The organism is Stenotrophomonas sp. PS02301, assembly GCF_029959485.1.
In the GTDB taxonomy this organism is placed as follows: Bacteria; Pseudomonadota; Gammaproteobacteria; order Xanthomonadales; family Xanthomonadaceae; genus Stenotrophomonas; species Stenotrophomonas maltophilia_Z.
This window is the reverse complement of record NZ_JASCOO010000117.1, coordinates 1-11,978: the sequence shown is the minus strand read 5'-3', so window position 1 is coordinate 11,978 and position 11,978 is coordinate 1. Positions and strand designations below refer to the sequence as shown.

The 11,978-nt window shown below is 62.8% G+C and carries 9 protein-coding genes and 1 tRNA gene; all 10 read right to left on the bottom strand.

Annotated elements, in window-relative coordinates; genetic code table 11:
• Nucleotides 1–84: 84 nt before the first annotated feature.
• The 10 genes from rpoB to fusA all read right to left on the bottom strand — a co-directional run bounded on the left by rpoB (nucleotide 85) and on the right by fusA (nucleotide 11,851).
• Nucleotides 85–4,239 (bottom strand): DNA-directed RNA polymerase subunit beta, encoded by a 4,155-nt coding sequence (gene rpoB / locus QMX81_RS18820; RefSeq protein ID WP_121044657.1) that lies wholly within the window; start codon nucleotides 4,237–4,239, stop codon nucleotides 85–87.
• Between the two features lie 296 nt (nucleotides 4,240–4,535).
• The gene (gene rplL, locus QMX81_RS18815; RefSeq protein ID WP_019186119.1) at nucleotides 4,536–4,904 is read right to left on the bottom strand and encodes a 50S ribosomal protein L7/L12; all 369 of its coding nucleotides are present in this window, start codon (nucleotides 4,902–4,904) and stop codon (nucleotides 4,536–4,538) included.
• Between the two features lie 62 nt (nucleotides 4,905–4,966).
• Nucleotides 4,967–5,500 (bottom strand): 50S ribosomal protein L10, encoded by a 534-nt coding sequence (gene rplJ / locus QMX81_RS18810; RefSeq protein WP_121044660.1) that lies wholly within the window; start codon nucleotides 5,498–5,500, stop codon nucleotides 4,967–4,969.
• A gap of 387 nt (nucleotides 5,501–5,887) precedes the next feature.
• Nucleotides 5,888–6,586 (bottom strand): 50S ribosomal protein L1, encoded by a 699-nt coding sequence (gene rplA / locus QMX81_RS18805; RefSeq protein WP_121044663.1) that lies wholly within the window; start codon nucleotides 6,584–6,586, stop codon nucleotides 5,888–5,890.
• A 4-nt stretch (nucleotides 6,587–6,590) separates the two neighbouring features.
• Nucleotides 6,591–7,019, bottom strand: a complete 429-nt coding sequence (gene rplK / locus QMX81_RS18800; protein WP_019186116.1) for a 50S ribosomal protein L11 — start codon at nucleotides 7,017–7,019, stop codon at nucleotides 6,591–6,593.
• A 242-nt stretch (nucleotides 7,020–7,261) separates the two neighbouring features.
• A complete protein-coding gene (gene nusG / locus QMX81_RS18795) occupies nucleotides 7,262–7,822 on the bottom strand; it encodes a transcription termination/antitermination protein NusG (RefSeq protein WP_019186115.1) in 561 nt (186 codons plus the stop codon).
• Nucleotides 7,823–7,832: 10 nt separating this feature from the next.
• Nucleotides 7,833–8,240 carry a preprotein translocase subunit SecE gene (gene secE / locus QMX81_RS18790; protein WP_121044666.1) on the bottom strand — a complete coding sequence of 136 codons (408 nt, stop codon included), beginning with the start codon at nucleotides 8,238–8,240 and terminating at the stop codon, nucleotides 7,833–7,835.
• 44 nt (nucleotides 8,241–8,284) lie between these two features.
• A tRNA-Trp gene (locus tag QMX81_RS18785) sits at nucleotides 8,285–8,360 on the bottom strand.
• Between the two features lie 105 nt (nucleotides 8,361–8,465).
• Nucleotides 8,466–9,656 (bottom strand): elongation factor Tu, encoded by a 1,191-nt coding sequence (gene tuf / locus QMX81_RS18780; RefSeq protein ID WP_152153932.1) that lies wholly within the window; start codon nucleotides 9,654–9,656, stop codon nucleotides 8,466–8,468.
• 53 nt (nucleotides 9,657–9,709) lie between these two features.
• Nucleotides 9,710–11,851 carry an elongation factor G gene (gene fusA, locus QMX81_RS18775; protein ID WP_121044654.1) on the bottom strand — a complete coding sequence of 714 codons (2,142 nt, stop codon included), beginning with the start codon at nucleotides 11,849–11,851 and terminating at the stop codon, nucleotides 9,710–9,712.
• Between the last annotated feature and the right edge of the window lie 127 nt (nucleotides 11,852–11,978).

The window sequence follows — 11,978 nt, the reverse complement described above, 5'->3', positions numbered from 1 at the left end:
ACCCGGGGCGGGCGGCTTATTTTTTATAAACACCCGGGGCCGTGGGGGGGGGGGGGGGGGGGGGGCCCCCCCCCGCCTGCGCGATCAGTTGCCGTCCAGTTCCATGTTGATGGCCAGCGAGCGGATTTCCTTCACGAGCACGTTGAAGGATTCCGGCATGCCCGCGACCATCTCGTGCTCACCGTCGACGATGTTCTTGTACATCTGGTTGCGGCCCTGCACGTCATCGGACTTCACCGTCAGCATTTCCTGCAGGGTGTAGGCCGCGCCGTAGGCTTCCAGCGCCCAGACTTCCATTTCACCGAAGCGCTGGCCACCGAACTGCGCCTTGCCGCCCAGCGGCTGCTGGGTAACGAGCGAGTACGGGCCGGTCGAACGGGCGTGCATCTTGTCGTCGACCAGGTGGTTCAGCTTCAGGTAGTGCATGTAGCCCACGGTGGTGTGGCGATCGAATGCCTCACCGGTGCGGCCGTCATACAGCTGGGTCTGGCCGCTCAGCGGCAGGTCGGCCAGGGCAAGCATGTGCTTGATCTCGGCTTCGGTGGCACCGTCGAACACCGGCGTTGCCATCGGCACGCCGTCGGTCAGGTTGGCGGCCAGGCGCAGCAGCTCCTCGTCGCTGAACTGGGTCAGATCGACGTGGTTGGCGTGCTGGGTCTTGTCGTGGTTGTACACGTCGTCCAGGAACTTGCGCAGGTCGTTGATCGCAGCCTGGGCTTCCAGCATGCCCTGGATCTTGCGACCCAGGCCCTTGGCGGCCCAACCCAGATGCACTTCCAGAATCTGGCCGATGTTCATACGCGACGGCACGCCCAGCGGGTTCAGCACGATGTCCACGGTTTCGCCCGAGGCCATGTACGGCATGTCTTCGACCGGCACCACGTTGGAGACCACACCCTTGTTGCCGTGGCGGCCTGCCATCTTGTCACCCGGCTGGATGCGACGCTTCACGGCCAGGAAGACCTTGACCATCTTCAGCACGCCCGGGGCCAGATCGTCGCCCGCGGTGATCTTGCCGCGCTTGTCGGCGAAGCGACGCTCGAATTCCTTCTCGTGCGCCTGGATCTGCTTCTGGGCGCGTTCGATGGCTTCGGAGGCGTCCTCATCCTTCATGCGCAGCACGAACCAGTCGGCCTTCTTCAGGCCGTCCAGGTAGGCGTCGGTAACGGTGTCGCCCTTCTTCAGGTTGGCACCGCCGTTGACCACCTTGCCCACGATCTGCGAACGCAGACGGGCGTAGATGGCGCCTTCCAGGATGCGGAACTGGTCGTCGAAGTCCTTCTTGACGCGCTTGATTTCAGACTCTTCGATCTGACGGGCGCGCTTGTCCTTCTCGATACCGTCGCGGGTGAAGACCTGCACGTCGATGACGGTGCCGTCCATGCCCGGCGGCACGCGCAGCGAGCTGTCCTTCACGTCCGACGCCTTCTCGCCGAAGATCGCGCGCAGCAGCTTCTCTTCCGGGGTCAGCTGGCTTTCGCCCTTCGGGGTGACCTTGCCGACCATGATGTCGCCGGCGCGCACTTCGGCACCGATGTACACCACGCCGCTCTCGTCCAGGCGGTTCAGGGCCTGCTCGGAGACGTTCGGGATGTCGGCGGAGATTTCCTCCGGCCCCAGCTTGGTGTCACGCGCAACGCAGGTCAGCTCTTCGATGTGGATCGTGGTGTAACGATCCTCTTCCACCACACGCTCGGAAAGCAGGATGGAGTCTTCGAAGTTGTAGCCGTTCCACGGCATGAAGGCGATCAGCATGTTCTGGCCCAGGGCCAGTTCACCGATGTCGGTGGACGGACCATCGGCCAGCACGTCGCCACGCGCCACCACGTTGCCCACTTCCACCAGCGGACGCTGGTTGATGCAGGTGTTCTGGTTGGAACGGGTGTACTTGATCAGGTTGTAGATATCCACGCCGGCGTCGGTCGCGTCGGTGATTTCCACTTCGTTGACCTTGACCACGATGCGGCCGGCGTCGATCTGCACGATCTCGCCGCCACGACGGGCGTTCACGGTCACACCGGAGTCACGCGCCACGGCGCGTTCGATACCGGTACCCACCAGCGGCTTCTGGGCACGCAGGGTCGGCACGGCCTGACGCTGCATGTTGGCGCCCATCAGTGCACGGTTGGCGTCATCGTGCTCCAGGAACGGGACGAGCGCGGCAGCGATCGACACGGTCTGCATCGGCGAGACGTCCATGAAGTGGACTTCTGCCGGCGGCTTGAGCAGCGACTCACCCTGGAAGCGGCACGGCACGAACTGCTCGGTGAGCATGCTCTTGGCATCGGTCAGGGCGTTGGCCTGGGCGATGACGTACTCGTTCTCTTCGATGGCCGACAGGAACTCGATCTCGTCGGAGACCTTGCCGTCAGCAACCTTGCGGTACGGGGTTTCGAGGAAACCGTACTGGTTGGTGCGGGCGTACACGGCCAGCGAGTTGATCAGGCCGATGTTCGGGCCTTCCGGCGTTTCGATGGTGCAGACGCGGCCGTAATGGGTCGGGTGCACGTCGCGCACTTCGAAGCCGGCGCGTTCGCGGGTCAGACCGCCCGGGCCCAGGGCCGAGACGCGACGCTTGTGCGTCACTTCCGACAGCGGGTTGTTCTGATCCATGAACTGGGACAGCTGCGAGGAGCCGAAGAACTCCTTGATGGCCGCGGCGACCGGCTTGGCGTTGATCAGCTCCTGCGGCGTCAGGCCTTCGGATTCGGCCATCGACAGGCGTTCCTTGACCGCGCGCTCGACGCGGACCAGGCCCACGCGGAACACGTTCTCGGCCATTTCACCGACCGAACGCACGCGACGGTTGCCCAGGTGATCGATGTCATCGACCACGCCACGACCGTTGCGGATCTCGGTCAGGACCTTGATCACTTCCAGGATGTCGGAGGTGTCGGCGTGCTCGGCAACCAGGCGCTTGGACTCTTCGTCGTTGCGCTCACCGAAGTACTTGCGGTCGTACAGCACGGCTTCGCCGGTGACAGCCTTGCGGCCGACACGGCGGTTGAACTTCATGCGGCCGACCGTGGACAGGTCGTAGCGCTCGAAGGTGAAGAACAGGTTGTGGAACAGGTTCTGCGCGGCATCCTTGGTCGGCGGCTCGCCCGGACGCATCATGCGGTAGATCTCGACCAGGGCTTCGAGCTGGGTCTTGGTCGGATCGATGCGCAGGGTGTTGGACAGGTATGGGCCACGGTCCAGATCGTTCACCCACAGGGTGCCCACGGCATCCACACCGGCCTTGCGGAAGGCCTGCAGCTGCTCGTCGGTGATTTCGTCGTTGGCCTGGGCCAGCAGTTCACCGGTGTTGGCATCGACCACGTCGTGCGACAGGATGCGGCCGACGATGTAATCGTCCGGCACGGCCAGGGCGGCGATGCCCGAGGCTTCCAGCTGCTTGACGTGACGCGCGGTGATGCGTTTGCCGGCTTCCACGATGACCTTGTCACCGTCGGCCAGGTCGAAGTTCAGGGTCTCGCCGCGCAGACGCTCGGCCACCAGTTCGAGCTGCACGCCTTCATCGGGGTTGATGTGGAACGTGTTGATCTCGAAGAACTCGGCCAGCATCTCTTCGTTGCTGTAACCCAGCGCACGCAGCAGGATCGAGACCGGCAGTTTGCGGCGACGATCGATACGGGTGAACAGGGCATCCTTCGGGTCGAACTCGAAGTCCAGCCAGGAGCCGCGGTACGGGATGATGCGGGCGCTGTACAGCAGCTTGCCCGAGCTGTGGGTCTTGCCACGGTCGTGGTCGAAGAACACACCCGGCGAACGGTGCAGCTGCGAGACGATCACGCGCTCGGTACCGTTCACGATGAAGGTGCCGTTGTCGGTCATCAGCGGGATTTCGCCGAGGTAGACCTCCTGCTCCTTCACGTACTTGATGGCCTTGGTCGACGACTCACGGTCGTAGATCACCAGGCGCACGGTCACGCGCAGCGGCGCGCCGTAGCTCATGCCACGCTGGCGGCACTCGCGCTCGTCGAACACCGGATCGCCGAGCTTGTAGCCGACGTATTCCAGGGCAGCGTTGCCGCTGTAGCTGGAAATCGGGAACACCGACTTCAGGGCGGCATGCAGGCCGTGGTCCGTGCGCTTGGCCGGATCGACGTTTTCCTGCAGGAATTCACGGTAGGAATCGACCTGGATGGCAAGCAGGAACGGCACTTCGAGGATCGAGCGCTGCTTGCCGAAATCCTTGCGGATACGCTTCTTTTCGGTGAACGAATAAGACGTCATGAGGTATCACCTTGGCTGTGCGGATCGTGCGTCCACGACCCGAGGGGAAACTGAAATTGTCAGTTGGAAGTCGCTGGTATTGCCGGCACCAGCACGCCTTCTCCCGCTACTTCCAACTGCCAACTCGTCTGCATCCACTCCCCTGCCCGCGCGCCTGGGCGCCGCTGTGACGGGGGATGACCGCAGCCCGTGTTGGGCTCGTATTTCGGGTGTTGCGTGAAACGACCAAAGGCCGGGGGCTTACGCCCCCAGCCTTGGCTGCATCGCCGTGTTTCGATGGCGAGGCAAGGAACTGCTTACTTGACTTCGACAGTCGCGCCAGCAGCTTCCAGGTCCTTCTTGAACTTGGCAGCGTCGTCCTTCGAAGCGGCTTCCTTGATCATGCCGCCGGCTTCTGCCAGATCCTTCGCTTCCTTCAGGCCCAGGCCGGTGATGGCGCGGACAGCCTTGATGACTTCGACCTTCTTGTCGCCGGCCGACTTCAGGATGACGTCGAATTCGGTCTGCTCTTCAACAGCGGCAGCCGGGCCAGCAGCAGCAGCTGCGGCGACCGGAGCAGCGGCGGAGACGCCGAACTTCTCTTCGATGGCCTTGACCAGCTCCATCACTTCCATCAGGGACTTCTCGGCGATGGCGTCGACGATCTGTTCGTTGGTAAGGGACATTTTGATTACCTTTGGATAATTTTCTGGGTTGAGGTTCCGTTCGGAACCACGGAAACGTCGACTCAGGCGGTTTCGGCGACCGGCTCGGCAGCGTCAGCGGTTTCACCGCCACCCTGCTTGTCGGCCACGGCCTTGACGGCACGGGCGAACATCGTGGCCGGCTCGGCCAGGACGCGGGCCAGCATGGCCAGGGCCTGATCACGGGTCGGCAGCGAGGCCAGCACGTCGACATGGCCAGCCGGGAACAGTTCCCCGCCGATGGCCACGACCTTTGCCTGCAGCTTGTCGTTGGTCTTGGCAAAATCCTTGATCAGGCGACCGGCTGCGCCGGGCTCCTCGAGCGAGAACGCGTACAGCAGCGGACCGACGAGCGCGTCTTTGGCGCATTCGTATTCGGTACCTTCCACTGCACGTGCCGCCAGCGTGTTCTTGACAACTTTCAAGAAAACGCCGGTTTCGCGTGCCTGCTTGCGCATCGCGGTCATCTGGGAGACCGTGGTGCCAGCGTATTCGGCTGCGATCAAGGAGTGGGCCTTGGCGGCGACGTCTGCCAGCTCGGCGACTACTTCTTGCTTCTGGGACAGATTGAGAGCCATTGCACTCCTCCAATTGAACTCCGCTTACGGCTCCTGCCGTGTGCGGTCCTGGGCGGCATCCGTCCTGGACGCCGGGAACATCAGGTGATGTTCCAAGGGTGGGCCGTTCTAGACCTGGATGGCCAACCTGGGAGAACCCAGACGTGCGTAAACCAGAAAAACTCCAGAAGGGCACCATCTACGCAGGGTGATTCCCGGGGGAATCGATTAAGCGTTCGGTACTGCGCCGGCGGCGACTCCCTGCCAATGCGAGCATCCGTGCCCGTCGCCGGTATGTACTGACCGCGCCTGCGGTCTTTGACGGCTATCTCTGCAGGGCGAGCCCCACTCGGATTGCCTTCAAATATCGCGGGTACCGGACCTGGGCCCGGTACCCGCTTGAAACGATTACTTCAGCGACAGCGAGGACTGGTCGATGGTCACGCCCGGGCCCATCGTCGAGCTGACCGAAACCTTCTGCAGGTAGGTGCCCTTCGAGGTGGCCGGCTTGGCCTTGACCAGATCCATCAGCAGCGCCTGCAGGTTCAACTTCAGCGCGTCTTCGGCGAAGTCGGCCTTGCCGATGGTGCAATGGATGATGCCGGCCTTGTCAGTGCGGTAACGCACCTGACCCGACTTGGCATTCTTGACGGCTTCGCCCGGGTTGGCCGACACGGTGCCGACCTTCGGGTTCGGCATCAGGCCGCGCGGGCCGAGCACGGTGCCCAGCTTACCCACGACGCGCATGGCGTCCGGGGTCGCGATGACGACGTCGTAGTTCAGATCGCCGGCCTGCATCTTCTCGGCCAGGTCGTCCATGCCCACGGCTTCAGCGCCAGCGGCCAGGGCTTCGTCAGCCTTGGCACCGGCCGGTGCGAAGACGGCAACGCGCACGCTCTTGCCGGTACCGGACGGCAGCACGGTGGAACCGCGCACCTGCTGGTCGGACTTCTTGGCGTCCACGCCCAGGCGCACAGCAACGTCGAAGGACTCGACGAACTTGGCCTTGGTAGCGGTCTTCAGGATCTTGATGGCGTCCTCGAAGGCGTATGCCTTGCCCGGGACGACGGCGGCCTTGATGGCCTTCTCACGCTTGGTCTGTGCCATCTTCTTAACCCTCTACCACGAGGCCCATGGAACGGGCAGAACCGGCGATGGTGCGCACCGCGGCATCCAGATCAGCAGCCGTCAGGTCTGCTTCCTTGGTCTTGGCGATCTCTTCGAGCTGCTTGCGGGTCACCTTGCCCACCTTCTCGGTGTTCGGGCGCTTGGAGCCCGAGGAGATGCCTGCAGCCTTCTTGAGCAGCACGGCAGCCGGGGTGCTCTTGGTGATGAAGGTGAAGGTACGGTCCGAGTAGGCCGTGATGATGACCGGCACCGGCAGACCCGGCTCCAGCTTCTGCGTGGCGGCATTGAAGGCCTTGCAGAATTCCATGATGTTCAGGCCACGCTGACCCAGCGCAGGACCGACCGGCGGCGAGGGGTTGGCCTGACCGGCCTTCACCTGCAGCTTGATATAACCGACAACTTTCTTTGCCATGAGTATGCTCTCCGGGTGCTAGCGCCTTACGACAACAGGCTCCCCATCGGACCGGGAATCACGCGTCCCGGCATCGCGTTTTGAATTCACGCAGAAGGCCACCTCGCGGCGGCCCTTGCTTTTGCCAGCTTCCTGGCAGGAAGCCGCGCACTATATCAGGTTTTTTCCGCCCTTGCCTCAAGGCTGACGGGCGCAGGCTGTTCAGGTTCCGGGCGGCCGCCCGGAACCCTGCTGCCTCAGGCTCAGACGGCCTTTTCGACCTGGCCGAATTCGAGCTCGACCGGGGTGGCGCGACCGAAGATCAGCACCGAGACGCGCAGACGGCTCTTCTCGTAGTTGACTTCCTCGACCACACCATTGAAGTCGTTGAACGGACCTTCGGTGACACGGACCATCTGGCCCGGCTCGAACAACACCTTCGGACGGGGCTTTTCCACACCTTCCTGAACGCGGTCCAGGATGGCGGCAGCCTCTTCATCACGGATCGGCAACGGACGATCGGCGGTGCCGCCGATGAAGCCCATCACCTTGGAGGTGTCCTTGACCAGGTGCCAGCTTTCGTTGTCGATGCGCGGGATACCGTTTTCTTCGTGGGTCTCGATCTGGACCAGCACGTAACCCGGGAAGAACTTGCGCTCGGAACGGCGCTTCTGGCCGGCGCGCATTTCAACCACTTCCTCGGTCGGGACCAGGACGTCACCGAAGCGCTCCTGCATCTCGTCACGCACGATGCGATCGCGCAGAGCCTGCGCAACCGACTTTTCGAAGCCCGAATAGGCGTGAACGACGTACCAACGCTTCACTGGTTTCTCCTTATCGACCCAGGAACCACTGGGTCAATTTCTGAATCACGAAGTCAAATCCGCCCAGCAGCAGGCTGAGGATGATCACCACAACGATCACCACCCAGGTCATGCGAATGGCTTCCTGGCGCGTCGGCCAGACCACCTTGCGCAGTTCGAAACGCGATTCGGAAAGGAATTCCCGCGTGTCGCGACCCTTGCCGGTCAGCAGGAACACGCCGAGGCCGGCCACCAGGCCAACGACAACGGCCAGACCGCGAAGCGGACCGGCCCATGCACTCTGGGAGGCATGCTCAGGAGCACCGAACCAATACCAAGCAAAAAGACCCGCCAGCACCAGGATCGCTGCGACGGCGTACTTGACGATGTCACCTCCAGTGGAGGCGTTGTCTTTGGAATGCTCGATCTTGCTGTTCATCCGGCTCTGGCTGCTGTGGCGGCATAGCCGCTGGAAGGGAGAAGTGGCACGCCAGGAGGGACTCGAACCCCCAACCTGCGGTTTTGGAGACCGCTGCTCTGCCAATTGAGCTACTGGCGTACTGAAAAAACTTGCCTTCCCTAAGACGGCGAAGGCGGACCGAGGTTCCCGGCCCGCCACTCGCGAGACCGGCAGCAGCGCTATGCGACCGCCGGTATTGCAGTATTACGCGATGATCTTGGAGACCACGCCGGCGCCGACGGTACGGCCGCCTTCGCGAATCGCGAAGCGCAGGCCTTCATCCATGGCGACCGGGTTGATCAGGGTGACAACCATCTTCACGTTGTCGCCCGGCATCACCATTTCCACACCTTCCGGCAGTTCGCAAGCGCCGGTGATGTCGGTGGTACGGAAGTAGAACTGCGGACGGTAGCCCTTGAAGAACGGGGTGTGACGGCCACCTTCGTCCTTGGACAGCACGTACACTTCGGCGTCGAAGGTGGTGTGCGGCTTGATCGAACCCGGCTTGGCCAGGACCTGGCCACGCTCGACGTCGTCACGCTTGGTGCCGCGCAGCAGCAGACCGGCGTTGTCGCCTGCCTGACCCTGGTCGAGCAGCTTGCGGAACATTTCCACGCCGGTGACGGTGGTCTTCTGGACCGGACGGATACCGACGATTTCGATTTCTTCGCCGACCTTGATCACGCCGCGCTCGATACGACCGGTCACGACGGTGCCGCGGCCCGAGATCGAGAACACGTCTTCGACCGGCATCAGGAAGGGCTTGTCGATGTCGCGTTCCGGGGTCGGGATCCAGCTGTCGAGAGCTTCGACCAGCTTGATCACGGCCGGCACGCCGATCTCGCTCTGGTCGCCTTCCAGCGCCAGGCGGGCCGAACCCGAGATGATCGGGGTGTCATCGCCCGGGAAGTCGTACTTGCTCAGCAGCTCGCGGACTTCCATCTCGACCAGTTCCAGCAGCTCGGCGTCATCGACCATGTCTGCCTTGTTCAGGAAGACGACGATGTACGGCACGCCGACCTGACGCGAGAGCAGGATGTGCTCACGGGTCTGCGGCATCGGGCCGTCAGCAGCCGAACAGACCAGGATCGCGCCGTCCATCTGGGCAGCACCGGTGATCATGTTCTTGACGTAGTCAGCATGGCCCGGGCAATCGACGTGGGCGTAATGACGTTCGGTGGATTCGTATTCGACGTGTGCGGTCGAGATCGTGATGCCACGCGCCTTTTCTTCCGGCGCGGCGTCGATCGAGGAGTAATCCTTGAACTCGCCACCGAAGCGCTCGGCACCGATCTTGGTCAGTGCAGCGGTCAGCGTGGTCTTGCCGTGATCGACGTGACCGATGGTGCCGACGTTGACGTGCGGCTTGGTGCGCTCGAACTTACCCTTTGCCATTGTTGTATACCTTGGATATCAGAAAAGAATGAGGTGGAGTCCTGAGCTTACGCTCAGGACTTCTTGATCACGGTTTCGGCGATGTTGTTCGGCGCCGGCTCGTAGTGGTCGAACTCCATCGTGAACGTTGCGCGACCCTGGGTCTGCGAACGCAGCGAGGTGGCGTAACCGAACATTTCACCCAGCGGGATCATCGCGTTGATGATGCTGGCCGAACCGTCACCGGTGGTGCTCGAACCCTGCAGCACGCCACGACGACGGCTGACGTCGCCCATCACGTCACCCTGGTAATCCTCCGGGGTCACGATCTCGACCTTCATGATCGGCTCCAGCAGGACCGGCTTGGCCTTCTGGAAGCCCTGCTTGAAGGCCATCGAGGAGGCCAGCTTGAACGCCATTTCCGAGGAGTCGACGTCATGGTACGAGCCGAACACCAGCTTCACCTTGACGTCAACGACCGGGAAGCCCGCCAGCGGACCGCTGGTGATGGTTTCGCGCAGGCCCTTTTCGATCGACGGAATGAATTCCTTCGGAATCACGCCACCGGTGATGTCGTTGATGAACAGGAAGTCGTCCTTGATCATCGGACCGATCTTCGGGTCGGCACGGTCTTCAGCGGTGATCGGCGACAGCTCGATCACGACGTGACCGTACTGACCCTTACCACCGGACTGCTTGGCGTGCTTGTAGTCCGACTTCACGTCCGCCATCTGGATCGTTTCGCGGTACGCAACCTGCGGCTTGCCGACGTTGGCTTCAACGTTGAACTCGCGCTTCATGCGATCCACGATGATGTCCAGGTGCAGCTCGCCCATGCCCGAGATGATGGTCTGGCCGGATTCTTCGTCGGTCTTGACGCGGAACGACGGATCTTCCTGGGCCAGACGGCCAAGGGCCAGACCCATCTTTTCCTGGTCGGACTTGGTCTTCGGTTCGACGGCCATCGAGATGACCGGCTCCGGGAACACCATGCGCTCCAGGATGATCGGGTGGTCCTGCGAGCACAGGGTGTCACCGGTGGTGGTGTCCTTCAGACCCACCGCAGCGGCGATGTCACCGGCCAGCACTTCCTTGATCTCTTCGCGATCGTTGGAATGCATCTGCAGGATGCGGCCGATGCGCTCCTTCTTGCCCTTGACCGAGTTCAGCAGCTGGTCGCCGGCGTTCAGGGTGCCCGAGTAGACACGGAAGAAGGTCAGCGCGCCGACGAACGGATCGGTGATGATCTTGAAGGCCAGCGCCGAGAACGGCGCCTTGTCATCGGACTTGCGGCTCAGCGCAATGGTTTCGTCGTCCACGTCGGTACCGGTCACGTCCGGCACGTCGATCGGCGACGGCAGCAGCTGCACCACGCCGTCCAGCATGGCCTGCACGCCCTTGTTCTTGAACGCCGAGCCGCAGTACATCGGCACGATGTCGGTGGCCAGGGTGCGCACGCGCAGGGCTTCGACGATTTCGGCCTCGGTCAGCTCTTCGCCGCCCAGGTACTTTTCCATCAGCTCTTCGCTGGCTTCAGCCGCCGCTTCGATCATGTAGGTACGGGCCTCTTCGGCCTCCGCCTGCATGTCAGCCGGGATCTCCAGGTACTCGAACTTCATGCCCTGCGAGGCTTCATCCCAATGGATGGCCTTCATCTTGATCAGATCGACCACGCCCTTGAAGCCGTCTTCAGCGCCGATCGGCAGCTGCATCGGCACGGCGGTGGCGCCGAGCTTGGCCTTCAGCTGGCCGACGACCTTGGTGAAGTTGGCACCAGTGCGGTCCATCTTGTTGACGAAGGCAATGCGCGGCACCTTGTACCGGTTGGCCTGGCGCCACACGGTTTCCGACTGCGGCTGCACGCCACCGACGGCGCACAGCACGAAGACCGCGCCGTCGAGCACGCGCAGCGAGCGCTCCACTTCGATGGTGAAGTCGACGTGCCCGGGGGTATCGATGATGTTGAAGCGGTGCTCCGGCAGGGACTTGTCCATGCCCTTCCAGAACGCGGTGGTGGCAGCGGACTGGATCGTGATGCCACGCTCCTGCTCCTGCTCCATCCAGTCCATGGTGGCAGCGCCGTCGTGCACTTCACCGATCTTGTGGCTCTTGCCGGTGTAGAACAGGATGCGCTCGGACGTGGTGGTCTTGCCGGCATCGATGTGGGCCATGATGCCGAAATTGCGGTAACGCTCGATGGGAGTGGTGCGGGCCACGGGAGCCTCTCAATTTCTTGGAATTCGGATGGCCGAACGCCGCCTTTCGGCGGCCTTCGGATTGGCGCGGCACCCCACGTGGCGCGGGGCAGCCCCAGGCTCGTATACACAACTCCGACCCCCCGCG

What these genes read in the sequence shown, in the direction of transcription:
- rpoB (WP_121044657.1), bottom strand. Translation starts at nt 4,239, where the DNA reads ATGACGTCTTATTCGTTCACCGAAAAGAAGCGTATCCGCAAGGATTTC.
- rplL (WP_019186119.1), bottom strand. Translation starts at nt 4,904, where the DNA reads ATGTCCCTTACCAACGAACAGATCGTCGACGCCATCGCCGAGAAGTCC.
- rplJ (WP_121044660.1), bottom strand. Translation starts at nt 5,500, where the DNA reads ATGGCTCTCAATCTGTCCCAGAAGCAAGAAGTAGTCGCCGAGCTGGCA.
- rplA (WP_121044663.1), bottom strand. Translation starts at nt 6,586, where the DNA reads ATGGCACAGACCAAGCGTGAGAAGGCCATCAAGGCCGCCGTCGTCCCG.
- rplK (WP_019186116.1), bottom strand. Translation starts at nt 7,019, where the DNA reads ATGGCAAAGAAAGTTGTCGGTTATATCAAGCTGCAGGTGAAGGCCGGT.
- secE (WP_121044666.1), bottom strand. Translation starts at nt 8,240, where the DNA reads ATGAACAGCAAGATCGAGCATTCCAAAGACAACGCCTCCACTGGAGGT.
- tuf (WP_152153932.1), bottom strand. Translation starts at nt 9,656, where the DNA reads ATGGCAAAGGGTAAGTTCGAGCGCACCAAGCCGCACGTCAACGTCGGC.